Origin of the sequence: Allobosea sp. 67-29, from assembly GCF_001898115.1 — a bacterium.
In the GTDB taxonomy this organism is placed as follows: domain Bacteria; phylum Pseudomonadota; class Alphaproteobacteria; order Rhizobiales; family Beijerinckiaceae; genus Allobosea.
In genome coordinates, this window is record NZ_MKSQ01000005.1 from 59,932 (window position 1) to 85,761 (window position 25,830).

Annotated in this window: 22 protein-coding genes; 10 read left to right on the forward strand and 12 right to left on the reverse strand. The window is 68.3% G+C overall.

Annotated features, from left to right (window positions below; all coding sequences use genetic code 11):
• Positions 1-12 precede the first annotated feature (12 nt).
• Positions 13-819 carry an extensin-like domain-containing protein gene (locus tag BGO20_RS00825; RefSeq protein ID WP_291662722.1) on the forward strand — a complete coding sequence of 269 codons (807 nt, stop codon included), beginning with the start codon at positions 13-15 and terminating at the stop codon, positions 817-819.
• Between the two features lie 15 nt (positions 820-834).
• Here BGO20_RS00825 and BGO20_RS00830 read toward each other — a convergent pair whose 3' ends face one another.
• The gene (locus BGO20_RS00830; protein ID WP_291662723.1) at positions 835-1,083 is read right to left on the reverse strand and encodes a hypothetical protein; all 249 of its coding nucleotides are present in this window, start codon (positions 1,081-1,083) and stop codon (positions 835-837) included.
• 87 nt (positions 1,084-1,170) lie between these two features.
• Here BGO20_RS00830 and BGO20_RS00835 point away from each other — a divergent pair, with 87 nt between their 5' ends.
• Positions 1,171-1,662, forward strand: coding sequence for a DUF992 domain-containing protein (locus tag BGO20_RS00835; RefSeq protein ID WP_299856306.1), 492 nt, complete (start codon positions 1,171-1,173; stop codon positions 1,660-1,662).
• 151 nt (positions 1,663-1,813) lie between these two features.
• Positions 1,814-2,191, forward strand: a complete 378-nt coding sequence (locus tag BGO20_RS00840) for a response regulator (protein WP_291662727.1) — start codon at positions 1,814-1,816, stop codon at positions 2,189-2,191.
• Between the two features lie 51 nt (positions 2,192-2,242).
• On the opposite strand, the gene BGO20_RS00845 is transcribed toward BGO20_RS00840, so the two are convergent.
• From BGO20_RS00845 to polA, 4 genes are all read right to left on the reverse strand, one after another.
• Positions 2,243-3,619 (reverse strand): sensor histidine kinase, encoded by a 1,377-nt coding sequence (locus BGO20_RS00845; RefSeq protein ID WP_291662728.1) that lies wholly within the window; start codon positions 3,617-3,619, stop codon positions 2,243-2,245.
• A gap of 76 nt (positions 3,620-3,695) precedes the next feature.
• Entirely contained in the window at positions 3,696-4,130 is a 435-nt protein-coding gene (locus tag BGO20_RS00850; RefSeq protein WP_291662730.1) for a hypothetical protein, read from the reverse strand.
• A 3-nt stretch (positions 4,131-4,133) separates the two neighbouring features.
• On the reverse strand, positions 4,134-4,493 hold the full coding sequence (locus tag BGO20_RS00855; RefSeq protein WP_291662731.1) for a DUF883 C-terminal domain-containing protein: 360 nt from the start codon (positions 4,491-4,493) through the stop codon (positions 4,134-4,136).
• Between the two features lie 164 nt (positions 4,494-4,657).
• Entirely contained in the window at positions 4,658-7,699 is a 3,042-nt protein-coding gene (gene polA, locus BGO20_RS00860; RefSeq protein WP_291662732.1) for a DNA polymerase I, read from the reverse strand.
• A 94-nt stretch (positions 7,700-7,793) separates the two neighbouring features.
• Between polA and BGO20_RS00865 the strand changes: the two genes are divergently transcribed.
• Positions 7,794-8,459 (forward strand): nitroreductase family protein, encoded by a 666-nt coding sequence (locus tag BGO20_RS00865; RefSeq protein WP_465245979.1) that lies wholly within the window; start codon positions 7,794-7,796, stop codon positions 8,457-8,459.
• A gap of 4 nt (positions 8,460-8,463) precedes the next feature.
• On the opposite strand, the gene BGO20_RS00870 is transcribed toward BGO20_RS00865, so the two are convergent.
• The 4 genes from BGO20_RS00870 to BGO20_RS00885 all read right to left on the reverse strand — a co-directional run bounded on the left by BGO20_RS00870 (position 8,464) and on the right by BGO20_RS00885 (position 14,189).
• A complete protein-coding gene (locus tag BGO20_RS00870; protein WP_291662733.1) occupies positions 8,464-9,684 on the reverse strand; it encodes a DUF2254 domain-containing protein in 1,221 nt (406 codons plus the stop codon).
• 60 nt (positions 9,685-9,744) lie between these two features.
• On the reverse strand, positions 9,745-10,683 hold the full coding sequence (locus BGO20_RS00875; RefSeq protein WP_291662735.1) for an aldo/keto reductase: 939 nt from the start codon (positions 10,681-10,683) through the stop codon (positions 9,745-9,747).
• Positions 10,684-10,925: 242 nt separating this feature from the next.
• On the reverse strand, positions 10,926-12,749 hold the full coding sequence (gene typA, locus BGO20_RS00880; protein ID WP_291662736.1) for a translational GTPase TypA: 1,824 nt from the start codon (positions 12,747-12,749) through the stop codon (positions 10,926-10,928).
• 153 nt (positions 12,750-12,902) lie between these two features.
• Positions 12,903-14,189 carry a TAXI family TRAP transporter solute-binding subunit gene (locus BGO20_RS00885; protein ID WP_291662738.1) on the reverse strand — a complete coding sequence of 429 codons (1,287 nt, stop codon included), beginning with the start codon at positions 14,187-14,189 and terminating at the stop codon, positions 12,903-12,905.
• A gap of 126 nt (positions 14,190-14,315) precedes the next feature.
• On the opposite strand from BGO20_RS00885, the gene BGO20_RS00890 reads away from it, so the two are divergent.
• The 3 genes from BGO20_RS00890 (at position 14,316) to BGO20_RS00900 (ending at position 18,288) form a co-directional block, all read left to right on the forward strand.
• Positions 14,316-14,996, forward strand: a complete 681-nt coding sequence (locus BGO20_RS00890) for a phosphoribosylanthranilate isomerase (protein WP_291662739.1) — start codon at positions 14,316-14,318, stop codon at positions 14,994-14,996.
• Entirely contained in the window at positions 14,993-16,210 is a 1,218-nt protein-coding gene (gene trpB, locus BGO20_RS00895; protein WP_291662741.1) for a tryptophan synthase subunit beta, read from the forward strand. Before BGO20_RS00890 ends, trpB begins: the two co-directional genes overlap by 4 nt.
• A 149-nt stretch (positions 16,211-16,359) precedes the next feature.
• The gene (locus BGO20_RS00900; RefSeq protein ID WP_291662743.1) at positions 16,360-18,288 is read left to right on the forward strand and encodes a glycosyltransferase family 2 protein; all 1,929 of its coding nucleotides are present in this window, start codon (positions 16,360-16,362) and stop codon (positions 18,286-18,288) included.
• On the opposite strand, the gene BGO20_RS00905 is transcribed toward BGO20_RS00900, so the two are convergent.
• The 3 genes from BGO20_RS00905 to BGO20_RS00915 form a co-directional block, all read right to left on the reverse strand.
• Positions 18,233-18,829 carry an SCO family protein gene (locus tag BGO20_RS00905; protein ID WP_291662745.1) on the reverse strand — a complete coding sequence of 199 codons (597 nt, stop codon included), beginning with the start codon at positions 18,827-18,829 and terminating at the stop codon, positions 18,233-18,235. The genes BGO20_RS00900 and BGO20_RS00905 overlap by 56 nt on opposite strands.
• Positions 18,830-18,860: 31 nt before the next feature.
• Positions 18,861-19,067 carry a hypothetical protein gene (locus BGO20_RS00910; protein WP_298922746.1) on the reverse strand — a complete coding sequence of 69 codons (207 nt, stop codon included), beginning with the start codon at positions 19,065-19,067 and terminating at the stop codon, positions 18,861-18,863.
• Between the two features lie 172 nt (positions 19,068-19,239).
• On the reverse strand, positions 19,240-20,253 hold the full coding sequence (locus BGO20_RS00915; protein ID WP_291662749.1) for a LysR family transcriptional regulator: 1,014 nt from the start codon (positions 20,251-20,253) through the stop codon (positions 19,240-19,242).
• A 108-nt stretch (positions 20,254-20,361) separates the two neighbouring features.
• On the opposite strand from BGO20_RS00915, the gene BGO20_RS00920 reads away from it, so the two are divergent.
• From BGO20_RS00920 to BGO20_RS00930, 3 genes are all read left to right on the forward strand, one after another.
• Positions 20,362-21,198, forward strand: coding sequence for an alpha/beta hydrolase fold domain-containing protein (locus BGO20_RS00920; RefSeq protein WP_291662752.1), 837 nt, complete (start codon positions 20,362-20,364; stop codon positions 21,196-21,198).
• A 52-nt stretch (positions 21,199-21,250) separates the two neighbouring features.
• Complete coding sequence (locus BGO20_RS00925) at positions 21,251-22,450, forward strand: efflux RND transporter periplasmic adaptor subunit (protein WP_291662753.1); 1,200 nt, start codon at positions 21,251-21,253, stop codon at positions 22,448-22,450.
• 75 nt (positions 22,451-22,525) lie between these two features.
• Positions 22,526-25,705, forward strand: a complete 3,180-nt coding sequence (locus tag BGO20_RS00930; protein ID WP_291662755.1) for an efflux RND transporter permease subunit — start codon at positions 22,526-22,528, stop codon at positions 25,703-25,705.
• Positions 25,706-25,830 lie beyond the last annotated feature (125 nt).

A 25,830-nucleotide genomic window follows, 5' to 3' on the forward strand; every position in this document is an offset into this window, starting at 1 on the left:
CGGCAGGGCCGGTTGCCTGCACACGCCTTGCTGGCGGCCTGCGCGGCGCTGCCGTTTTTGGCGGCTTCGGTCGCGGCCCAACCGGAAAGGCGGGAGAACACCACGCTTCGGCAGCTTCCGCCGCCGCGGCCTGACGCCTTGGCTCCGCGAGGAACCGCCGAGCAGGCCCTTCCGAAACCCACGTCGCCGCCCGCTGGCGACGCGGCAGCGCCCGATCTGCGCGCCGTAACCGAACCTGACGGGCGATCATGTCTCGCCTTGCTGCAGGCCATACCGGGCAATGATGTCGCGCCGGGCGATGAGCGGCTCACGCAAGGTGACCCGACGTGCCGGGTGAGCGAGCCCGTCGTCCTGAAGGCGCTGAGCTTCCCGGCCTCCGGGGGCGCGCGCATTGTTGCCTTCGAACCTCCGGTGACGCTCGCCTGCGCGATGGCCCAGGCGGTCGCTGCATGGTTGGCCGGCAGTGTCCAGCCGCTGGCCCAGGGATATTTTCGAAAGGATCTCACGGCCCTGCGCGTCGGCGGCGGCCATGAATGCCGGCGGCGCAATCGCGCCTCCACCGGGCCGGTCAGCGAGCACGCCACCGGAAAGGCGCTGGACATCTTTGCCTTTGCAGCGGGCGCAGGCGGAGACGCGATGCAGGTTTCGGTGGAGAAGCCGGCGGGGCTGACCGAAAGCAGATTCCTGACGGCGATTCGGCAATCGGCCTGCGGCGCCTTCAGGACCGCTTTGGGTCCGGGCGCAGACGCGGCCCATGCCAATCATCTGCATGTCGATATCGAGGAGCGCCGCTCGCCTGCCTCGCGGTTTTGTCAGTAGCCGGGCGATGTCGTCTCACGACGCGCGCTGAAAGGCGTGCTCTCGCCTCTGCGCAGCCGGACCGACCAGCGTCGGGCCGGTGCGTCGCGCGGCCATGATCTGCAGGGCCAGGCACGATTCGACTCCGGCCGCGATCAGGTCTTCGAGTTCCCAGAATGGCGGCACGGGCCGGCACAGCCCGTCGTCGGGAGTGGCGATTGCTGGGGTTTTTCCCCGCAGGCGACTAACGGACATCGACATTCCCATGCCAAGATGAAGCTGCAACGCAACATCATGCTGGTGGTTCCATTATGCCGGAACTGTGGGCATCCTGAGGCGTTTCGTCCGGCCAGCTTCTGGGAGCGATCCAAGATGAGCATTCGACAGTCCCGGTTGTGCCTGGGCGCAGTGGCCATGCTGGCCAGCCTTTTCGCGGCTTCGGCGCAGGCGCAGGCGCAGTCCGGCCCGCCGACGGGCCGGCTGTCCTGCTCGATCGGCTCAGGCCTGGGCCCCGCGATCAAGTCCCAGCGGCCGCTGGACTGTCGCTTCAGGCCCAGGCGAGGTCCGACACAGCATTATACAGGCGTCATCCGGCAATACGGGCTTGATCTCGGCTCGATCCGCGGAACGATGATGGCCTGGCATGTCTACGGGCCCTACGCGCGCGCGCCGCTTGGTGTGCTCAGCGGCCGCTATGCGACATCCCCGGCGGGAGGCGCGGCGGCAGGGGCGGCGCTCGTCGGCGGCGATGACGGCAAGGTCACGCTGCGGCCAAGGCTGACGCAGACCCCCCGAGGCTTCAACGTCGCGGTCGGCGTCACTCAGTTCGAGCTCACGCTGAAGGCCCCCGGACGTCGTCGCTGAACCACGGCAGACGATTACGGTTTGCTAACCTCGTTCCGGCAAAATTGAATCAAACGGGATGTAACTTGCCGCCGTCGTGGCGGAGAGCAGGAACATCGGCAGGCCTGTTACGTTGGGGATGACAGGTTGAAGTGAGTGAGAAAGCCGTTCGATGGCTGATATCCGCGTACTGATCGTCGAAGATGACCCGTTCATCGCCATGGACATCGAATCCGCCGTCGCCGAGCAGCTTGGTGAAGGCGTCGAGCTGATCGTCGTGGAGTCGGTGGCCCAGGCGCGCCGCGCCGCCGCCGGCCAGCTTTCCTGCGCGCTGCTCGACATCGATGTGATCGACGGCAAGACCTTCGAGGTGGCGGATACGCTGCTGAAGACCGGCATCCCCTTTGCCTTCGTTTCCGGTTCCGCGCCGCATGAGGTGCCCAAGCCGCTGCGTCAGGCCCGTTTCCTGCGCAAACCGTTCTCCACGCGCGAGGTCGCCGCTTTCGTCACCAGCGCGATCGGGGGCCCGGTCGACGAATCCGTCGCCTGAAGCATCGCGACGCCGCGGATCGTCGATCGGTGAGGCGGCCCCGCCGAACGCTCAGGCGCTTTCTCTTTTCGGGAAGATGATGGTGATGCAGGTGCCCGGGCGGTCGTCGCCGGGGTGCAGCGCGCGCACCGTCATCGTCGCCCGCATGCTGCGCAGCAGGCTGGCGATCACGGTCTGGCCGAGGCCCTTGTTCTGCGCCTCTTCCGGCATGCCGACGCCGTCATCCTCGACCGACAGAGACAGCGCCTGTTCGCCATCCTGGTCCGCGCGCGCGAGGCGGATCGTGATCCTTCCCGCCATGCCGTCGGGGAAGGCATGCTTGATCGCATTGGTGACGAGCTCGTTGATGATGACGACGTAGGAGACCGCGTCGCGGCCGGGCAGCCGGATCGAGTCCGTGTCGAGATCGATCGAGATCGGCCGGCCTTCGGCGGATTTGCCGATCTCGGCCAGAAGATCCTCCATATAGGGCCGCGCATCGATCGCGTCCGTCTCGATGTCGAGCCGCAGCCGGCGCTGCCCGGCGGCAATGGCCTGGATGCGGGACTGGGCCTGGGCCAGCGCCGCCTTCACCGCGGGTTCGCGCGTCTGCCGCGCCTGGACGTTCAGCAGGGCGGAGACCATGGCGAGGTTGTTGCCGACGCGATGGTTGACGTCGCGCAGCAGGGCTTCGATGCGCAGCCGCTCGCCCTCCAGCTCGCGGGTGCGCTCGCCGACGATCTGTTCCAGCTCGGCATTGCTGAGCGCGAGTTCTGCGCTGCGGCGTTGGCGCCGGCGCAGCACGTGCCAGGCTGCGAAGGCGAGACCGGCCAGAGCGACGACGATTCCCGTGCTCGCCAAGAGGCGCCGCCGCTCCTCGCTGCGGTAGAGCGAGCGCAGATGGATGTTCTCCGTCTGCTGGATCTCTGCGACGAGCTCGCGGAGCCTGTCCATCGTCGCGATGCCCGGGCCGTCCCGGACGATGGCGATGGCTTCGTCCCGGCGGCCGTTGCGGGCGAGTTCGATCGTGCCGTTCAGCTCCGCGAGCTTCAGGCGCATCGTTTCGCGCAACGCCGTGGCGCGTTGCTTCTGGGCCGGATCGGCATCGACGAGGGCCGCCAGGATGTCGAGTTCCGGCCCCGCCGCTGCGCTGCCCTCGGTAAAGGGCTCGAGATAGGCGGCCTGGCCGGTCAGCAGAAAGCCGCGCTGCCCGGTCTCGGCATCGCGGATCTGCCCGAGGAAGCGCTCCGACCGCTCCCGGATCTCGATCGCATGCGAGACGCGGTCCGCCGCGCGGCGCGCCTGCAGATTGATCCAGGCGGCCAGAACGACGGCGACGGCGACGACACCGATGGCGATGATCGTGATCGTAGCCGAGCGCAGCCGCGCGCGCAGCCGGGGAAGCGCAGGAAGGAGAGCGCGGTTGCGGGGCCTCGCCAGTGCTAGCATGCCTACCTGTTACAGGACGCGGGGCCGCATCCCTATGTAAAAAGACGGTCTGCGTCCACTCCGGCCGGCAAGCAAGTCAGGCCTCGTCCGTGTCCTCGCCCTCGCTCGTTCCCGCGAAGATCTGCCGGCCGAGGATCGTCCCGATGACGCCGATCCCGGCGAGCGCGACGATCCGCCAGCCGGTTCGCGAGGTCAGGACCTTCGCCGCGAGCGGTGCCGCTGCCAGCGCCGCCGTCGCCGCGACCGGGCGGGGCGGGCGCGGTCGGTTCTTCACGTAAAGGGCGATGCAGAGCGCCAGGACAGCCGTGACCGCCAATCCGCCGGCGATCCACAGGCTCGCCGCGGTGGCGCCATAGCGCTCCGCCAGGACGATATGCAGCGCGTCGAGCGCGTAGCCGCAGGCGCAGACCAGCAGCAGCGCCGCGAGCGCGAACAGGCCGGTTACCGTGGCGTTGCGTCTTACCGATCCGGAAACTTCCGAAGCGATGTAGGATCCAAGCCCCCCGAGCATGGGCTAGCGTGCCGAAAGGAAGCCGACGAACAGCCCGACGGCGGCAGCCAGCCCCAGCGCCCGCAGCGGGCGTTCGCGGATTTCGTCCTCGATCAGCTTCTGCAGTTCCGTCGCCTGCTCCTTGGCGACATCGACCATCCGATCCGGATCGACGCCGACCGAGCGCAGACGGTCGCCGACGGTCGCGGCGATGTCCTCGGCGCTGCGGGTCAAGGTCTCCTCGAGCGCGCCGGCCTGGCGCTTTGCCCGGCTGGCGGCCCGGCGCGCCTCCGCCGCGACATCCTCGGCGCCGGCTTCGATCTCGGCCTTGGCCCGCTTGGCCGTGGCGGCTGCCTGACGTTTTGACGATGTCGTGCTTGCCATGACGCTCGCTTCCCCTGTCGCTCGATGCCGTACGCCGCGATGGTGTCCGGACTGGCCGGTCGCCGCAAGAGGCCCGCTGCATGCGAGCCTCCTTCAAGCGCAGAACGCCGGCGCCCCCGCTTCTGTTCCCGCGGGCATGGCAGCCCCGGCTCGGGTTGCCCGCTTCAGTGCGCCTCGTCCCAGTTTCCGGCGGCGCGGGCCTCGACGGCGAGCGGCACCCTGAGCTGTACGGCCGGGTGCGGTGCCTCGACCATCACCCTTTCGATCACAGGCAGCGTCTTCTCGACCTCCTGCTCCGGAACCTCGAAGACCAGCTCGTCATGGACCTGCAGCAGCATCCGCGCATTGAGCCGCTCGGCCGCGAGCGCCGCGTCCATGCGGATCATCGCCCGGCGGATGATGTCGGCGGCCGACCCCTGGATCGGGGCGTTGATCGCCTGGCGCTCGACGAAGGCGCGTTCCGACGGATTCTTCGAGGCGACGGCCGGGAAATGGCAGACGCGGCCGAAGATCGTGGTGACCTGGCCATGGGCGCGCACATGCGTCTTGGTCTGGTCCATGTAGTCGCGAATGCCGGGGAAGCGCTCGAAATACTTCCGGATATAGGCGCTCGCTTCCTCCCGCCCGATGCCGAGCTGGTTGGCGAGGCCGAAGGCCGAGATGCCGTAGATGATGCCGAAATTGATCGCCTTGGCGCGGCGGCGCACCTCGCTCGGCATGCCCTGGACCGGCACGCCGAACATTTCGGACGCCGTCATCGCATGGATGTCGATGCCATCGGCGAAGGCCTGCCGGAGCTGCGGGATCTCGGCGATATGGGCGAGCAGGCGCAGTTCGATCTGGCTGTAATCGGCCGAGACCAGCTTGTAGCCTTTTTCCGGGACGAAGGCGGTGCGGATCTTGCGGCCGGCTTCGGTGCGGATCGGGATGTTCTGCAGGTTCGGCTCGGAGGAGGAGAGCCGGCCCGTCGTCGTCGCCGCCAGCGCGTAGGAGGTGTGAACCCGGTTCGTCCCGGGGTTCACATAGCCCGGCAGTGAATCGGTATAGGTCGACTTCAGCTTGGCGAGCTGGCGCCATTCCAGGATCTTCGAGGGCAGCGCGTGGCCCTGTTCGGCGAGCTCTTCGAGCACGCCTGCTCCGGTCGCCCATTGGCCGGTCGCGGTCTTCTTGGCGCCGCTGAGCCCCATCTTGCCGAACAGGATGTCGCCGAGCTGCTTGGGGCTGCCGATGGTGAACTTCTCGCCGGCCAGCTCGTAGATCTCGTCCTCCAGCCGGGCCAATCCTTGGGCGAAATCGCCGGAGAGGCGGGAAAGGATCTGCCGGTCGATGGCGATGCCGCGCTTCTCCATATCGGCGAGCACGGCGACCATCGGCCGCTCCAGCACCTCGTAGACGGCGGTCTTCTTCTCGGCGGCGAGGCGCGGCTTCAGCGCGAGCCAGAGGCGCAGCGTGACGTCGGCGTCCTCGGCGGCATAGTCGGTCGCCTTGTCGAGCGGCACCTTGTCGAAGGTGATCTGCGATTTGCCGCTGCCGGCGACCTGCGCATAGGGGATCGTCTCGTGGCCGAGATGCAGCTCCGAGAGCTTGTCCATGCCGTGGCTGTTGGTGCCGGCATCGAGCGCGTAGGAGATCAGCATCGTGTCCTCGATCCCGGACACGGCGAGCCCGTGGCGCTGCAGCACCAGCAGGTCGTATTTCAGGTTCTGGCCGATCTTGAGCACGCCGCCATCGGCGAGCAGCGGCTTCAGGGCGGCAACGGCCTGGGCCAGTGGAATCTGGTCCGGCAGCAGGCCCTCGTCGAAGAGGCCGCCGTCGCCGGCGCGATGCTGGAGCGGCACATAGCACGCCCGTCCCGGCGCGACCGCGAGCGAGAGGCCGATGAGGTCGGCCTGCATCGCATCGAGCGAATTGGTCTCGGTATCGACGGCGACATGGCCGGCCTCGTAGGCCCAGCCGATCCAGCGTTCGAGATCGGCAAGCGTGCGCACGCATTCGTATTGCGAGCGATCGACCTTGGCGGCCAGCGCCTGGTTCCGGCGCGCGGCCGCGAGATCGCCCGGCCTCATCCAGCCCGCCTCGCCGCCTGTCGCCTCGGGAAGGGTGGCGGAGGGGGAGGGCGTGGCCGGCGTCGCATCGGACACCGCATCCTCGAGGGCGTCGGCACCGGCATAGAGCGCCTTGAGCTCCGCCGCCCGCGTGCCGCCCGGCGCCAGCGCGGGATCGGCATCGACGGCGCCGACATCGGCCTCATAAGCCTCGGCGACGCGCTTGGTGATGGTGGTGAACTCCATCGCCTTGAGGAAGGCGATCAGCTTCGCCGGGTCCGGCTGCGCCAGCGTCAGGTTCTCCAGCGGCGTCTCGACCGCGACGTCGTCGACCAGCGTGACGAGCTTGTGCGAGATGCGGACCTTCTCGATCACCTCGGGATTGGTCAGCGTCTCCCGGCGCTTCGGCTGCTTGATCTCGCCGGCCCGCGCCAGCAGGGTTTCGAGGTCGCCGTACTCGCCGATGAGCTGCGCCGCCGTCTTGATGCCGATGCCCGGTGCGCCGGGCACGTTGTCGGTGGCGTCGCCGGCCAGCGCCTGGACATGGGTCACCTTGTCCGGCGTCACGCCGAAATACTCGACGACCTCGGGCTCCCCGATGCGGCGCTCGGCCCGGAAGCCCGCCCCCTTCTTCTGGTCGCCGGAGGCCGGATCGTACATCGCGACGCCGGGCTGCACGAGCTGCATCAGGTCCTTGTCGGCGGAGACGATCAGCACGTCGGCGCCGGCCGCGCGCGCCTGTTTCGCATAGGTCGCGATCAGGTCGTCGGCCTCGTAGACGTCCTGCTCGACCGGGATCAGGCCGAAGGCGCGCACCGCCTCGCGCATCAGCGGGAATTGCGGGATGAGGTCGGCCGGCGGCTCGGAGCGGTTGCCCTTGTAGGCCGGGTAGATCGCCTTGCGGAAGGAGTTCTCCGACTTGTCGAAGACGATGGCGAGATGGGTCGGCCGGACGCCGAGCACGCCCTCGCGCACGAACTGGAAGAGCTTCGTTGCGAAGAGCCGGACCGCGCCGGAAGGCAGCCCGTCCGAGCGGGCATTGTATTTCCGGTCCTGGTTGATCGACTGGAAATAGGCCCGGAAGATGAAGTTCGAGCCGTCGACCAGGAAGAGGTGGTCGCCGGGCTTCAGGGCGGGCGCGGTATTGGCTTTGTCGCTCATGGCGCGGACCATAAGCGGGCCGGCGCGGCCGGTCCATTGCATCAGCCTGCCGATTCGCAGCAAGCTCACCAAAACACGTCAGGAGCGAAACGCCGTGAATCCCCATGTCACCATGCCCCTCGTCTTCGAGGGCGTTCCGGAGGCGCAGATGCAGTCGCGTGCCGAGGCGTTCCTCGCCCGCATGCGCGGCCGCCGCACCGTGCGCGACTATTCCGACAGGCCGGTGCCGCGCGCGCTGATCGAGGCTGCGGTGCGCGTCGCCGGCACGGCGCCGTCGGGCGCCAACCAGCAGCCCTGGAGTTTCGTCTGCATCTCCGACCCGGAGCGCAAGAAGCTCATCCGCGAGGGCGCCGAGGAGGAGGAGCGCGCCTTCTATGCCGGCCGCGCCGGCGAGGAATGGCTCGGCGCGCTTGCCCATCTCGGCACGGACGCGAACAAGCCCTTTCTCGAGACCGCGCCCTGGCTGATTGCGATCTTCGCCCAGCGCTGGGGCTATGACGCGCAGGGCAACAAGGTGAAGCACTATTACGTGCCGGAATCGGTCGGCATCGCCACCGGCTTCCTGATCGCGGCCCTGCACGATGCCGGGTTGGCGACGCTGACGCACACGCCGGCGCCGATGAATTTCCTCAACCAGATCTGCGGAAGGCCGGACAACGAAAAGGCGCTGATCCTGCTCGTCGTCGGGTATCCCAAGGAGGATTGCCGCGTGCCCGCCATCGGCAAGAAGCCGCTGGAGGAGATCGCGACCTTCCTTTGAGGCGCTATCGGCCGCGCCCGGCCGTGGCCGCCAGCAGCCTTTGCCGGTCGATCTCATGGGGCAGGGCCGCGAGCGCCCTGTCGCGGCTGTCCTTGGCCAGTTCGTGCGCCGCCTCGGCGAAGCGCGGATTGGTCGCGATGGTCGCGAGCGTGCGCTGCAGGCGCAGGGCGACCTCGATCATGCCCGCGCCGTCGCGCGCGATCGGCACGATGCAGTCCTCGATCAGGGAGCGCGGGGCGAGAACCGGGACATGCACGTTTGCGAGCGGCTCCGGCGCCTCCTCGGGGGCGGGCCGCGTCAGCAGCCGGGCCAGCGTCGCCAGCACGTCGATCGCCGTGCCCGGATCGTTGACCGCCGGCGACAGCGCCCGCGAGGCGATCTCGGAGAGAACGATCAGCCCGAAGCGCGGATCCTGGCTGAAGGAGCGGCGATCGCCGATGATGAAGGCGTCCCGGATACGCTCCGCCCCGTCCTCGTCGAAGGCACTGGCATGGGCGAGCGTCTCGCCGATGCCGACGAAGGCGCCGGGAAGGCGGGCCACGTCGATCTCGCCGCCGTCCTCGCACAGCCCGGCCAGCGCCGCGACGTCGACATGCTGCACATAGCCGGTCCGGTCGGCCACGATCGCGCGGGCGCCGGCCGGCGGGGTACGGGCCGGCAGCGCGCCCATCGTCTGGGAGGCGGCATAGTCGTCGAGAGCGTCCGCCGCCGCCGCCGCGACCCGGTCGATCGTCTCGTTCATCCGGCCCAGCCGCGACAGCGAGTCGATCCAGCCGACGAAGGTTGCGACCACCACCGCGACGACCAGCAGGGTCACGATGAAGAGCAGCAGCCGGCCGCTCGATCCGTAAAGTCCGGTGCTGAGCGCGATGATGCCGACGAGGCTGAACAGGAATGCCCCGATGAAGGTCGCCAGCGCGTTCTGTGCGCCCGTATCGGCCTGCAGCAGATAGGTTGCGCGCGGCGTCGCGGAATTGGCGGCCGCGCCATAGGCCGAGACCATCGTCGAGAGCGAGAAGATCGCCACCGTCAGCATCGACGAGGCAAGGATGCCGAGCACCTTGTCCACCGCATCCGCGCCGATCCGTGCCGAAACGCCCTCCGGCACCAGCGGCGCGGCGACGATCGAGGCAAGGGCGCTCGCGATGCCGAGGAGGGCGAACAGAGCCGCCCTCACCCAGAGGCGTTCGGAAAGCTGCCTCAGCACCCAGCGCAGACGTGTCAATGCGGCTCCCCCCTCGACAGCTGCACAACATCGCCGGTGTCGGCGCGGTTCCGCAACCGCTCAGGCGGCGCCGGTGATCCGGTCGATCTCGGCGAGGTCCTCCGCCGTCAGGGCCCAGTCGGCGGCCTTGACGTTGGCGGCGATCTGCTCGGGCTTGGTCGCGCCGGCGATGACGCTCGACACCACCGGCTGCGCCGCGAGCCACGAGAACGCAAGCTCCACCAGGCTGTGGCCGCGCTGCTCGGCGAAGGCGGTCAGCCCCTCGATCTTGCGCCAGTTGTCCTCGCTGAAGATCTGGCCGGCGCGCTCGGGCAGCTTGGTCAGACGCGCGCCCTCCGGCATCGCCGCCCCGCGCTTGTACTTGCCGGTGAGCGCGCCGTTGGCGAGCGGGAAATAGGGCAGCAGGCCCATGCCGTAATGGGCGATCGCCGGGATCAGGTCCTGCTCGGCGCCGCGCTTCAGCAGGCTGTACTCGTCCTGCGCCGAGGCGAAGCCCGAAAGGCCGCGGTCACGCGCGGTCCATTGCGCGTCGGCGACCTGCCAGGCGACCATGTTCGAGCAGCCGATATAGCGGACCTTGCCCTGGGTCACGAGGTCTTCCATCGCCCGCAGCGTCTCGTCGATCGGCGTCAGCGGGTCGGGCTTGTGGAACTGGTAGAGATCGATCCAGTCGGTCTGGAGGCGCTGCAGCGATTCCTCGACGGCGCTCATGATGTAGCGGCGCGAGCCGCCCTCGCCGCCATGGAACATCTTCATGCCGAACTTGGAGGCGAGCACGATGTCCTTGCGGCGCGCACCCAGCACCTGGCCGAGCGTGGTCTCCGAGCCGCCCTTCTCGCCATAGATGTCGGCGGTGTCGAACAGCGTGATGCCGTGCTCGATGGCGGCGTCGACGACCTTGCGCGTGGCGTCGAGGTCGATGCGGCCGCCGAAATTGTTGCAGCCGAGGCCGACGAGCGAGACGCGCAGGCCCGAGCGGCCGAGATTGCGGAACTGCATGGCTGTGATCCTTCCCCTTAACGCGTCGGATCGAAAGGTGGGCTCCACCCTTCGGAAAAATCCGATGCACCGACGCTGTGGTGGATCATCGTGATCGCGTCCGGTCGGAGGCGCGATGACCCAGAGGCGGGCAGAGGACCAGAGCACGGGCGCAAGGACAATCGCCCGGCGCGTCATCCGCGGGCTGCGCTGCGCGCAGGCCCGAAAGAAGAATGCCCGGGCTCGCGCCCGGGCATCGCATATCAGGCCACTTCGGCCTTCTGCTTCTGGGCGCGCTTGCGCTCGTTCGGGTCCAGAATGCCCTTGCGCAGGCGGATCGACTTCGGCGTGACCTCGACCAGCTCGTCGTCGTCGATCCAGGCCAGCGAACGCTCCAGCGTCATCCGGATCGGCGGGGTCAGGCGCACCGCCTCGTCCTTCGAGGTGGTGCGGATATTGGTGAGCTTCTTGCCTTTGAGCACGTTCACCTCGAGATCGTTCTCGCGGGTGTGCTCGCCGACGATCATGCCCTGATAGACCTTCCAGCCCGGCTCGATCATCATCGGACCGCGATCCTCGAGGTTCCACAACGCATAGGCCACGGCCTCGCCGGTCTCCATCGCGATCAGCACGCCGTTGCGGCGGCCGGCGATCTCGCCCTTGTAGGGCATGTACTCGTGGAAGACGCGGTTCATGATCGCGGTGCCGCGGGTATCGGTCAGCAGCTCGCCCTGATAGCCGATCAGGCCGCGGGTCGGGGCGTGGAAGATCAGGCGCTGGCGGTTGCCGCCGGAGGGGCGCATCTCCAGCATGTCGGCCTTGCGCTCGCTCATCTTCTGCACGACGACGCCGGAATGCTCCTCGTCGACGTCGATCATGACCTCTTCGATCGGCTCGAGCAGCTGGCCGGCCTCGTTGCGGGTGAAGACGACGCGCGGGCGCGAGACGCCGAGCTCGAAGCCCTCGCGACGCATCGTCTCGATCAGGATCGCGAGCTGGAGTTCGCCGCGGCCGGAGACGATGTAGCTGTCCTTGTCCGGCGCTTCCTCGACCTTGAGCGCGACATTGCCCTCGGCCTCCTTGAGCAGGCGGTCGCGGATGACGCGGGTCGTGACCTTGTCGCCCTCGGTGCCCGCGAGCGGGGAGTCGTTGACCGAGAAGGTCATCGAGACGGTCGGCGGGTCGATCGGCTGGGCCTTGATCGCCTCGGTGACGGAGGGGTCGCAGAAGGTGTCGGCGACGGTGCCCTTCACCAGGCCGGCGATCGAGACGATATCGCCCGCGACGGCTTCCTCGATCGGCTGGCGCTCGATGCCGCGGAAGGCGAGGATCTTCGAGATGCGGCCGGTCTCGACGGTCGAGCCGTCGCCGGAGAGCACCTTGATCGTCTGGTTCGGCTTGGCGGTGCCGGAGGTGACGCGGCCGGTGATGATGCGGCCGAGATAGGGGTTGGCCTCCAGCAGCGTGCCGATCATGCGGAACGGACCGTCCTCGACGGTCGGCTCCGGCACGTGCTTGAGGATGAGGTCGTACATCGGCGCCAGGCCCTGGTCCTGCGGGCCTTCCGGCGAATCGGCCATCCAGCCCTGCTTGCCCGAACCGTAGAGGATCGGGAAATCGAGCTGTTCGTCGGTAGCGTCGAGCGCGGCGAAGAGGTCGAAGACCTCGTTGATGACTTCGGTGGTGCGGGCGTCGGGCTTGTCGACCTTGTTGATCGCGACGATCGGCTTCAGGCCGAGCTTCAGCGCCTTGGAGACCACGAACTTGGTCTGCGGCATCGGGCCTTCGGCCGCGTCGACCAGCACGATGGCGGAATCGACCATGTTCAGGATGCGCTCGACCTCGCCGCCGAAATCGGCGTGGCCGGGGGTGTCGACGATGTTGATGCGGGTGTCCTTCCAGACGACCGAGGTCGCCTTGGCCAGGATGGTGATGCCGCGCTCCTTTTCGAGATCGTTCGAATCCATCACGCGCTCGGCGACGCGCTGGTTCTCGCGGAAGGCGCCGGACTGCTGCAGGAGCTTGTCGACGAGGGTCGTCTTGCCGTGGTCGACGTGCGCGATGATGGCGATGTTGCGCATGGACATGCGTTGAGGGCCTTGCTTTCAAGGCCACGAGCCGGCCAGGTTCGAAGCCCTGCCGGCGCAGCCCGTTTCACGTGGATCTGGAATTCGTTGCGCTGCACATAAACGTTGGCGGGCTTTTCGGCAACCACGGCTGGCGCGGAAAGGTGAATGCGCTCAGCCTTCCGCCAGCGCGCGCTGCCGCTCGGCGACCGCACGCCCGACCTGGTCGATGGCGAGGCGGTAGGCGGCGAGCGCGGCGGCATCGAGGTCGCCCTTTGCGTAGTCGGCGAGGACGCGGCTGAGGATCAGGTCCGCATCGCGGCCGAGCCGGGTCAGTTCGGTCTCGTCCTCGCAGGAGCGGATGACGGAGAGCAGTTCGAGCAGCTCGTCGAGGCCGGCCATGGCCCGCCGCCGCCGGTTCGCGCCCTCTCGCCCGAGGACAGCCGCGCCGCCCGTGCCGAGCGCGGAGAGCACCATGGCGCCGATGTAGAACCAGTCGCCGTAGCGGTCGAAGAAGCTCTCCTGCTCGCCGTCGATATAGGCCGCGGCGCCGGAGTGCACCGGCAGCGGTGCGTCCTTGTCGGTAGCGGGCGTCTCCAGTGCCTGGATCGCCGGCAGCTCCGCGGCGAGCGTCAGCCTCAGGGCCAGGATATCCTTGGTCAGGTTGCCGACCAGCGTGTCGTCGAGGCTCTGCGCGGCGACGAGGCGGGAGGTGATCGAGATCGTCTGCAGGCTTTCTGATGGTCGCGGCGGGTCGCCGCCCAAGGCGCCTCGCACGATCTCGCCGGTTTCGATCGCGCGATAATGCGCTGCGAGCGCGTCTGCCTCGCGGATGGGGATCAGCACCGGATTCTCGCCCCAGGCCGAGCGCAGCCGGCGCAGTCCGTCATTGTTGGTGTGCGAGCCCACGGCATTGATCGAGAAGAAGGCGTCGATGCGCTTCTCTTTCGCGGCGGTCACGATCTCGTCCTGCGTCAGGCCGACGATCTCGATCTCCTCCGGGCGCACTTCGTACTGCGCCAGCACCCGGCTCAGCAGCGTGATATTGCCGGATGGATTGCGCGCGACGCCCACCTTGCGCCCGCGCAGATCGGCGATCCGGGTGATGGCGGTGTCCTTCGCGGTGATGAAGAACGGGTAGCTCCGGCGCGTGATCAGCACGGTATCGGCCGTCGAGGGCATCGCGATATCGGCCCTGAGCAGGGCGAGCTCGGCCTGCCCGGCATCGATCTTCCTGGCGCTGTCCTCGGCGCCTTCGGTCAGGATGAGGCGGATGCGGACATCGGCCTTGTCGCGGCTGAGCCCCTGGACGAAAGCCGCGGCCATCCGCGCATCCTCCGAGCCGAGAGGTCCCACGGCGAGGCGCAGCGTACGCGGCTGGCTGTAGAGATAGAAACCCGTGGCGCTGATGCCGAGGAGGGCCAGCAGCGCCGCCGTAATGGTCAGAACGCCCCGCTGCATCGCGAAACTTGCCGTGCCCCTTCGTCTTCGCCCTTCCGCAGCATGGCTTCCTTCGGCAGCATGTCGCAAGTGTGGCATGCTGGCGGCGGCCTGCGCAGGCCGAAACTCTGTGCTAAAGCCTGCCCGATGAACGATCCCAATCTCACGATCAAGATCTGCGGCCTGTCGACGCCCGAGACTCTGGAGGCGGCGCTGTCGGCCGGCGCCGATATGATCGGGCTCAATTTTCACCCGAAGAGCCCGCGCTACGTCACGCTGGAGCGCGCGGTCGAGCTGGCCGCCATCGCGCGGGGCCGCAGCGAGATCGTCGCGCTGGTCGTGGATTGGGACGAGCGGCGCGCGGCCGAGCTTGCGCAGGCCCTGAGGCCGGACTGGCTGCAGTTGCATGGCCGGGAGACGCCGGAGCAGACGGCGGCGCTGCGCCGGGCCGCGGGCCTCCCGGTGATCAAGGCGCTCGGCATCGCCGGGGCTGCGGATCTTGCCGCCGCCGCCGCCTATCGCGACGCCGCCGACCGGCTTCTGCTCGATGCCAAGCCGCCGAAGGATGCGGCCTATCCCGGTGGCCACGGCCGGCCCTTCGACTGGTCGCTGCTCGCCGATCTCGACCCCGGCTTTCCCTTCATGCTATCGGGCGGGCTCGATCCCGCCAATGTCGCGGAGGCGATCCGGGTGACCCGGCCGGCCGGTATCGACGTATCATCCGGGGTCGAAAGCGCTCCGGGGGTCAAGGATCCCGCCCGGATCGCGGAATTCATCACGGCGGCCCGCAAGGCAGCCGCGCAGATGCAAGAAGGTTTGAGCGCATGAACGCCCCCTCCACACCGAACAGCTACCGCAACGGCCCGGACGAGAACGGCCGCTTCGGGCTGTTCGGTGGCCGCTTCGTCGCCGAGACGCTGATGCCGCTGATCCTGGAGCTGGAAGCGGCCTATAACGCTGCCAAGGCCGATCCCGCCTATCACGCCGAAATGACCAGCGGGCTGAAGCATTATGTCGGCCGGCCTTCGCCGCTGTATCTCGCCGAGCGCCTGACGGACCATTTCGGCGGCGCCAAGATCTACCTGAAGCGCGAGGAGCTGAACCACACCGGCTCCCACAAGGTGAACAACGTGCTCGGCCAGATTCTGCTGGCCCGACGCATGGGCAAGAAGCGCATCATCGCCGAGACCGGCGCGGGACAGCACGGCGTCGCGACCGCGACTCTCTGCGCCCGCTACGGGCTGGAATGCATCGTCTACATGGGCGCGGTCGACGTCGCCCGGCAGGCGCCCAACGTCTTCCGTATGCAGATGCTCGGCGCCACCGTCGTGCCGGTCGAATCCGGCACCAAGACGCTGAAGGACGCGATGAACGAGGCGCTGCGCGACTGGGTGACCAATGTCGCGACGACCTTCTACTGCATCGGCACGGTCGCGGGCCCGCATCCCTATCCGGCGATGGTGCGCGATTTCCAGTCGATCATCGGCAAGGAGACGCGCGAGCAGATGCAGGAGGCCGAAGGCCGTCTCCCCGACTCGCTGATTGCCTGCATCGGCGGCGGCTCGAATGCGATGGGCCTGTTCCACCCCTTCCTCGACGATCCCAGCGTCGAGATCTACGGCGTCGAAGCGGCCGGCCACGGCATTCCGAGCGGCCTGCATGCGGCCTCGCTCACCGGTGGGCGCCCGGGCGTCCTGCACGGCAACCGCACCTTCCTGCTGATGGACGATGACGGGCAGATCAAGGACGCCCATTCGATCTCGGCCGGGCTGGACTACCCCGGCATCGGCCCGGAGCATTCCTGGCTGCACGATATCGGCCGGGTGAAATACCTCTCGGCCACCGACGAGGAGGCGCTGGAGGCCTTTCAGCTGATCTCCCGGCTGGAGGGCATCATCCCGGCACTGGAAAGCGCGCATGCGCTGGCCCGTGTCGCCGAGCTCGCTCCGCAAAAGCCGCAGGATCATCTGATGGTGGTCAATCTCTCCGGCCGCGGCGACAAGGATATCCCGCAGGTCGCCGAGATCCTGGCGGCGCGCTGAAGCTGACCCGCCTCTACCGCTGCGGCATGGCGTTTGCCGTTCGAAAGTCGAACGGCCGCGCGACTCGACTCATCCGGCCGGAAGCGCAACCATAGGTTACCGGGTGTGCTGGACGCCCGGCACGGGTTGCGTCTGGGGAGGCCGGGCCGGTGGGGGGCGACGGTCGGGAAGTCGATGCCCGACGAGACGACGGGCTCGTCGCGCTGCCGAGGGAGGTCGCCTTCCTCGCCCGCCACGGCGTCGCGCCGGACGGTCTCGCTTTGGCGGCGCGGCGCGCCGGGCGCTACGGTACCGACCCGGTTCGCGAGGCGTTCGCGCTCGGGCTGATCGATCAGGAGCGCTACTATCGCGCGCTGGCCGCCGAGCTCGGTCTGCCCTTCCATGCCGAACCCGTCGCTCTGATGGCCGGCGGACGGCATGAGGCGATCCTGCGCGGCGGCGTCGCCCCGGCTTCCGGCGGGGCGGCACGGCGGTTCCGCTTCCTGCTCGCGCCGGAGGGGGCCGCCCTGCGCCGCATGCTGGCGGCCGGGCCACGGAGGCATGACGATATCGCGGTCACCACGCCGCGGCTGTTCGCGCAGGGTTTGCGCCAGGCCAATGCCCAGGAACTGGCCCGCCATGCCGCGGGCCTCGACGAGCCCGGTCTGGCACGCGACAGCGCCCGCACCGGCGCGAGCCGCGGCCAGGTCGTCGCCACCGGCATCGGCCTGGCCGCCGCGACGCTTGGCGGCATCCTGGCGCCGCTCCAGACCTTCTTTGCGCTCGCCCTGATGCTGGGGCCGCTCTTCCTCGGCCTCATCCTGCTACGGCTGGCGGCGGCGATCGAACGCGCCACGCCCGATCTCTGGCAGAGCCAGCGCTGGCGCCTCGATGACAGCCGGCTGCCGGTCTACACCGTCGCGGTGCCGATGTACCGGGAGGAGGCGGTGCTGCGGCAGATGCTCCGGGCCCTGTCGGGGCTGGATTATCCACCCGCGAAGCTCGACATCAGGCTCCTGGTCGAGGCCGACGATCTCGGCATGCAGGCCGAGCTTGCCCGTCTGCCCCTGCCCGCCCACATCGCCGTGACCATCGTTCCGCCCGGCTCGCCCCGGACCAAGCCGCGAGCGCTCAACCTCGCCCTGCTCGAAGCACGCGGCACGCTCTTCACGATCTTCGACGCCGAGGACATTCCCGATCCGCAGCAGCTGCGCCTGGCCGCCGCCCGCTTTCACCGCGCACCGGGCGATCTCGCCTGCCTTCAGGCGCGGCTGGTGATCGACCATGCCGAGGAAGGACTGCTGCCGGCCCTGTTCGCGCTCGAATATGCCGGGCTGTTCGAGGTGCTCAATCCCGGATTGCTGCGGGCCGGCCTGCCGATCCTGCTCGGCGGGACCTCCAACCACTTCCGCACCGAGGCGCTCCGGGCCATCGGCGGCTGGGACGCTTGGAACGTCACCGAGGATGCCGATCTAGCTGTCCGCCTTGTCCGGGCGGGCTATCGCATGGGCGACCTGCCCTCCGACACGCGCGAGGAAGCGCCGCTCACGGTCAGGGCCTGGCTCAGGCAGCGCGCGCGCTGGATCAAGGGCTACATGCAGACGGCGGTGACCCATGCGCGGGCTCCGCTGACCCTGCTGCGGGAGGCCGGCTTCGCCGCGACCTTCGCCTTCGCTTCGCTGGCAGTCGGCACCATCGTCACGGCGCTCGGCTATCCGATCTTCGCGGTCGCGACCGTCTTCGCCTACTGGGAGGGTTCCCTGTTCGCGCCACCCAGCACATTGGTGACGCTGACAGCGGCCTTTGCCCTGGCGGTCTGGCTGTTCGGCACGCTGGCGCTGTTCCTGCCGCCGGCGATCGGCGCGCTGCGGCGGCGCGATCCGGGCCTGCTGCTGCTCCTGCCGCTGCTGCCGCTCTATTACGGCCTGGTCTCGATCGCGGCCTGGATGGCCCTTTACGAGTATTTCGCCCGGCGCTTCGCCTGGAACAAGACCGAGCACGGGCTGTCGCGCAGGCGGCTATCGCCCGATGTCGGCGACGCCGCTACGAATGCCGCAGCCACTCGGCCGCCGCCTGCGCCGGCGCCTGCTCGATATTGAAGGCGCCGATGAAGCTGCCGTCCTTGTCCATCAGATAGACCAGGGCGGTGTGGTCCATCGTGTAGTCGCCGTCCTTCAGCGGGACCTTCTTGGCATAGGCGCGATAGGCCTTGATCGTGGCGTCGATCGCGGGCCGGTCACCCGACAGCCCGACGATGCGCGGATCGAAGGATCCGAGATAGCTCTTCATCACCTCGGGCGTATCGCGTTCGGGATCGACGGTGATGAACAACGCCTTCAGGGACTTGGCCTTGGGGTTGTCGCCGGCGGCGCGCAGCACTTCGGAAATCTCGAACAGCTTGGTCGGGCAGATGTCCGGGCAGTGGGTGAAGCCGAAGAAGACCAGGAAGGGCGAGCCGCGCAGATCGGTGTCAGAAAGCGGCTTGCCGTCCTGCGTCGTCAGGGTGAACGGGCCGCCGACGCTGGCCGTGCCGCTGCTGGTCGTCCGGTTGCCGGGCGCGAAGGTGATGATCGCCGCTGTCGCGAGCGCCAGCGCGCCGACGAGGAAGACGACCAGGGGCAGGATGAGGCGGCGGTTCAAGGAGGTGATCCCGGCAAGAGGTCGGCGGCCGCTAGAAGCAGGCGACGATGGTGGCGATCAGACCGTCGGTGAACAGCCGGCTGCCCTCGCGCCACCACAGCAGCATCCCGGCGAGCAGCAGGCCGAAGGCTCCCCCGCCGAGCAGCAGGAGGCCGGCCCGGCTGGGCCGGGCGTCCTCGGCGCCGGATGGGTGCTCGGTCTCGATCATTCCGGCACGATAGCGCCGATCCCGAGGCACCGGAAGCGCCGCGGTGACGCAGGCCGCGAGCAGGTCACCACCCGTATGGGAAACATAGCGTTCTGTCTCTCTCTGCAGAGATCATCTCGAAATATAGACGGGCCTCGCCGTGGCGCTCGCTAGGCCGACTCGCTTCATGCAGATTCGAGGCTCGATTTCACACGCGTCGCGTCTACGCGCCGGTGCCCGAAGCGAGCTGAGCGGCGTTCGGCGGGATCGGCGCAGGCATCGCTGGAAAAAGCCCCGGCTTGCAGCCGGCCGGGAAGCCGGCGCCGCGCGACAGGACGAATTCGTCCCGCGCGAACAGCTCCGCCAGCCAGTCGACGAAGACGCGCACCTTGTTGCTGAGATGGCGGTTCGGCGGATAGACGATATGCAGCGGCTTCGGCGCCGCGCACCAGTCCAGCAGCAGCGGCACGAGCCGCCCATCCGCGATCGGCACGCGGGCCATGAAAGTCGGCAATTGCATGATGCCGTGGCTGGCGAGCCCGGCCGCGAGATAGCCCATGCCGTCATTGAGCGCGATCGTGTAGCGGCCGCTGACCTCGATCGTCTCCGTGCGGTTCTGGTAGACCATCGGGAGGACTCGCCCGCCGAGCGCCGGCCGATAGGCGACGATCTGGTGCCCGTTCTCGATATCGCGCGGATGCATCGGCGTGCCGAAGCGCGCGAGATAGTCCGGCGTCGCGCAGGTGATCAATTGCATCTCGCCGATTCGCCGCGCGATCAGGCTCTGGTCGACGATCTCGCCGGCCCGTACGGCGCAGTCCAGATTCTCGCCGATCAGGTCGGCCGGCCGGTCGCTCAAACCGAGATCGAGCTGGATGTCGGGATAGCGCGCCTGGAACTCGTGCAGCGCCGGGATGATCACCGAGACCGCGAGCGACGAGCTGCAATCGACGCGCAGCCGCCCGCTCGGCCGCGCCTGCGCCAGTGTCAGGCTCGCATCGAGTTCCGAGAGCTCGTCGAGCAGGCGCAGCGCCCGCTCGTAATAGGCCGCGCCGTCCATGGTCACGGTCACGCGCCGCGTCGTCCGGTTCAGCAGCTTGGCGCGCAGATGGGCTTCAAGCTGCTGGATCAGCTTGGTCACTGTCGGCTTCGGCATGTCCAGGAGATCGGCGGCGCGCGTGAAGGTCCCGGTCTCCACGACCCGCACGAAGGCCCGCATTGCGGCAAGCTGGTCCATATGGCCTCGGATTGTTTCCATACGTGAACAATGAATGAGCAGATAGTGTATTTATTCCAGAATGCCGATTCACTATCTCGTGCTGCAACGCAACAGCGAGGGTGAGTCATGCCCGCGATCGCCGCGCAGAAACTGCAACCGGTCCTCTCCGTCTTCTGGCGGGAGGAAACCCTGAGCGCCCGTGGAGAGACCTTCACGGGCCGCCTCTACGTTCCCGCCGAGGTTCCGGACGATGCCGGGCTGGTGCTGCATCTGCATGGCGGCCACTTCAACAGCGGCTCGCCGGCCGAGGGGCAGGCCGTCGCCACGGCCCTGACGGAAGCCGGCGCGGTCGTGTTCTCGCTCTCCTACCCGCTCGCACCGGTCCAGCGTTTCCCTGAGACGCTGGAGCGCATCTATGCAGCGCTCGAAGCTCTCGCCAGGGGGCGCAATCGCTGGGCGGCGCGCGGCGCGCCGCTCTACATCGCCGGCGAGGAGGCCGGCGGCAATCTCGCCGCGGCGCTCGCCATGATGGCGCGCGATCGCGGCGGCCCGGCGCTCGCCGGCCAGATCCTGTTCTCGCCGATGCTCGACGCCTGCCTCGGCACCGCCTCGCTGCGTGACGTGCAGGCGGGCCCGGTCGGCTGCCGCTGGGCCGATGGCTGGGCCGATTATCTCGGCACGCCAGAGCGCGCCGCCCACCCCTACGCGGCGCCGCTTCAGGCGACCCGTCTCGCCGGCCTGCCGCCGGCCCTGCTGATCAGCGGGCAGGACGACCCGATGCGCGACGAAGCCGCGCAATATGCCGATCGCCTCGGCCAGGCCGGCATCGCCGTCCGCCATGTCGAGTTCAGCGCACCGACGCGCTGGCCGCAGGCTTATGCGGACGCGGCGCAGGAAGGCTCCTGTCTCTGCAAGAGCTGTGGCGAGATCGCCGCCTTCTACGAACGGACCGCGCCCTCCTAGCGGCCCGCCCCTTTTCGAACACTCCAAGCATTTCCAAGGAAGGACCGAACCCATGATTCCGGGAACGAACCGTCGCGGCCTTGTGGCCGGCCTCACCGCCTCCGTCGCACTGAGCGCCGTCGCGGTCTTCACCCTCTCCGGTACCCGCGCGCAGGGAGACACCACACCCGTTGCCCCGCCCGCCATCCCCGTCTCCGTAGCGACCGTCGAGGCGCGCGAGATCGTCCCCTGGGCCGAATTCTCCGGCCGGCTGGAAGCGATCGAGCGCGTCGAACTGCGCTCGCGCGTCGCAGGCGTGGTCGAGGCTGTGCATTTCCGCGAGGGCGGCCTGGTCAAGCAGGGCGATCTGCTCGTCAGCATCGACCAGGCGCCTTATCTCGCCGATCTCCAGCGGGCGGAGGCGCAGGTGCAGGGCGCAAAGGCCAGAGTCGCCCTCGCCGAGAGCGAGAACGAGCGCGGTCAGCAATTGCTGGCGAGCCGCAACCTCTCCCAGCGCGACGTCGATACCCGCGTCAACAATCTGCGGGAGGCGCAGGCGAACCTGCAGGCCGCCGAGGCCGCCCGCCGCACGGCGCAGCTCAACCTCGACTACACCCAGATCCGCGCCCCGATCAGCGGCCGCATCGGCCGGCTCGACGTCACCGTGGGCAACCTGATCGCCGCCGGCGGCCAGGTCCTGACCTCCTTGCTCTCGGTCGATCCGATCTATGCCGCCTTCAATGCCGACGAGCGCAGCGTGCTCGATGCGCTGGCCTCGCTGCCGGAGGGCCCGCGCGCGCTCGACCAGATCCCGGTCCGGATCACCACCGCGACGGCGCAGGCCGCGCAGTTCGATGGCAAGCTGCATTTCGTCGATAACGGCATCGACGGCAACAGCGGCACGATCAGGCTGCGTGCCAGGCTCGACAACCCAGACGGCAAGCTGATGCCCGGCCAGTTCGTCCGGGTCCAGCTCGGCCAGGCCAGGGCCGAGCAGCAGCTCGTCATCAACGAGCGCGCCGTCGGCACCGACCAGAACAAGAAGTTCGTCTTCGTCGTCGGTGACGACGCAAAGGCGGCCTGGCGCGAGGTCTCGCTCGGTGCCGCCCATGACGGCCTGCGCGTCGTCACGGCCGGCCTGAAGCCCGGCGAGCGCATCGTCGTCAACGGGCTGCAGCGCATCCGCCCCGGCGCGACGGTCGCGCCCGAGCCGGTGCCGATGGCGCAGAAGACCGAGCTGAAGAAGCCCGCGACCGAACTCGCACAACGCTGACGTCAACGATCGGCTGCGGGTGCCGCGAGGCGGGCCCGCGGCCGCAAGCATAAGCCGCTCGAAAGGGGGCGCCCCATGAACCTCTCGAAATTCTTCATCGACCGGCCGATCTTCGCGGCGGTCCTGTCCGTCCTGATTTTCCTGGCAGGGTTGCTCTCGATCAGGGCCCTGCCGATCTCGGAGTATCCGGAGGTCGTCCCGCCCACCGTCGTCGTGCGCGCGCAATATCCGGGCGCCAGCCCGCGCGTGATCGCCGAGACGGTGGCGACGCCGATCGAGGAGCAGATCAACGGCGTCGAGGGCATGCTCTACATGTCGAGCCAGGCGACGACCGACGGCGTCATGACGCTGAACGTCACCTTCCGCCTCGGCACCGACCCGGACAAGGCCCAGCAGCTCGTCCAGAACCGCGTCAGCCAGGCCGAGCCGCGCCTGCCCGAGGAGGTGCGTCGCCTCGGCGTCACCACGGTCAAGAGCTCGCCCGACCTGACGATGGTGGTGCACATCACCTCGCCGAACGGCCGCTACGACATGACCTATCTGCGCAATTACGCGGTGCTGAACGTCAAGGACCGGCTCGCTCGCATCGACGGCGTCGGCCAGGTCCAGCTTTTCGGCTCGGGCGACTATTCGATGCGCATCTGGCTCGACCCGCAGAAGGTCGCCGAGCACGGGCTCTCGCCCGGCGATGTCGTGCGCGAAATCCGCGCCCAGAACGTCCAGGCCGCGGCCGGCGTCATCGGCGCCTCGCCGAATGCGCCGGGTCTCGACCTCCAGCTTTCGGTGAACGCGCAAGGCCGCCTCCAGAACGAGGAGCAGTTCGGCGAGATCATCGTCAAGACGGCAGCCGATGGCGCGGTCGTCCGATTGAAGGACATCGCCCGCATCGAGCTCGGCGCTGCCGACTATGCCCTACGCTCGCTGCTCAACGGCAAGTCGGCCGTCGCCGTGCCGGTCTTCCAGGCGCCGGGCTCGAACGCCATCGCGATCGCCGACCGGGTCCAGGAAACGATGCGCGAGATCAAGCAGAACATGCCCGAGGGCGTCGACTACTCGATCGTCTACGACACCACCCAGTTCGTGCGCGCCTCGATCAAGGCGGTGATCTCGACCCTGCTGGAGGCCGTCGCGCTGGTCGTGCTCGTCGTCATCGTCTTCCTGCAGACCTGGCGCGCCTCGATCATCCCGCTCGTCGCCGTGCCCATCTCGATCGTCGGCACCTTCGCGGTGATGTATGTCATGGGCTTCTCGATCAATGCGCTCAGCCTGTTCGGGCTGGTGCTCGCCATCGGCATCGTCGTCGACGACGCGATCGTCGTGGTCGAGAATGTCGAGCGCAATATCGAGAACGGCCTCTCGCCGCGCGAGGCGACCTACAAGGCGATGCGCGAGGTCTCCGGCCCGATCATCGCGATCGCGCTGGTGCTGGTCGCGGTCTTCGTGCCGCTGGCCTTCATCTCGGGCCTCACCGGCCAGTTCTACCGCCAGTTCGCGCTGACCATCGCGATCTCGACGGTGATCTCGGCGATCAACTCGCTGACGCTGTCGCCGGCTCTCGCGGCGCTGCTTCTGAAGGGCCATCATGCCCCGAAGGACGCGTTGACCCGGGTCATGGACAAGCTGTTCGGCTGGTTCTTCCGCGCCTTCAACCGCTTCTTCCACCGCTCGTCCGAGGCCTATGGCGGCGGCGTGCGCCGGGTGATCTCGCATCGCGCCGTGATGCTCGCGGTCTATGTCGTGCTGCTTGGCGCGACCGGCGTGCTGTTCAAGGCGGTGCCCTCCGGCTTCGTGCCGGGCCAGGACAAGCAGTATCTCGTCGGCTTCGCCCAGTTGCCGGATGCCGCGACCCTCGACCGGACGGAGGACGTCATCCGCCGCATGGACGAGATCGCGCTGAAGCATCCCGGCGTCGAGAACGCCATCTCCTTCCCCGGCCTCTCGATCAACGGCTTCACCAACTCGTCGAATTCCGGCATCGTCTTCGTCGGCCTGAAGCCCTTCCATGACCGCAAGGACCCGTCCTTGAGCGGCAACGCCATCGCGATGCAGCTCAACAAGGAATTCTCAGGGATCAAGGAGGCCTTCATCGCGATGTTCCCGCCGCCGCCCGTGCAGGGCCTCGGCACGATCGGCGGCTTCAAGCTGCAGATCGAGGATCGCGCCGGCCTGGGCTATGCCGCGCTCGACGAGGCGGCCAAGGCCTTCATGGCCAAGGCCGGGCAGGCGCCCGAGATCGCCGGCATGTTCTCGAGCTTCCAGGTCAATGTCCCGCAGCTCTACGCCGATATCGACCGCACCAAGGCCCGCCAGCTCGGCGTGCCCGTGACGGAGGTCTTCGACACCCTGCAGACCTATCTCGGCTCGACCTATGTCAACGACTTCAACCGCTTCGGCCGCACCTACACCGTGCGCGTCCAGGCTGATGCGCCCTTCCGCGCCCTGCCGGAGCATATCGGCCAGCTCAAGGTGCGCTCGAACAGCGGCGAGATGATCCCGCTCAGCGCGGTCCTCAACGTGCGCAACGATTCCGGCCCGGAACGTGCCATGCGCTATAACGGCTTCCTCTCGGCCGACATCAATGCCGGCGCGGCTCCGGGCTTCTCCTCAGGCCAGGCGCAGGCGGCGGTGGAGCGCATCGCCAAGGAGACCTTGCCCAAGGGCTTCGCCTTCGAGTGGACCGAGCTGACCTATCAGGAGATCCTGGCCGGCAACTCGGCGGTGATCGTCTTCCCGGTGGCGATCCTGCTCGTCTTCCTGGTGCTGGCCGCCCAGTACGAGAGCATGACCCTGCCGATCGCGATCCTGCTGATCATCCCGATGGGGCTGCTGGCAGCGCTGACCGGCGTCTGGCTCTCGGGCGGAGACAACAACGTCTTCACCCAGATCGGCCTCGTCGTGCTTGTCGGACTATCCGCCAAGAACGCCATCCTGATCGTCGAATTCGCCAGGGAGCTCGAATTCGAGGGCAGGACGCCGGTCCAGGCCGCGATCGAGGCCAGCCGCCTGCGCCTGCGTCCGATCCTGATGACCTCGCTCGCCTTCGTCATGGGCGTGGTGCCGCTGGTGATCTCGACCGGGGCCGGTGCCGAGATGCGGCAGGCCATGGGCATCGCGGTCTTCGCCGGCATGATCGGCGTCACCGCCTTCGGCATCTTCCTGACGCCGGTCTTCTACGTGCTGATGCGCAAGCTGGCCGGCAACCGCCCGCTCGCCCGGCACGATATCGAGCAACCGGTCTTGCAGGCGGCCGAGTAAGAATGCGGGGAACCCGCCTCCGGCCACTGGCTGGGGGCGGTTGTGCTGCGGCGTTCGCTGCGGGCGCGCGGCGCCGCGGCGCCTGAGGCCGAGACGGTTCCTCGCGAAACGCTCCGGCAACAGGC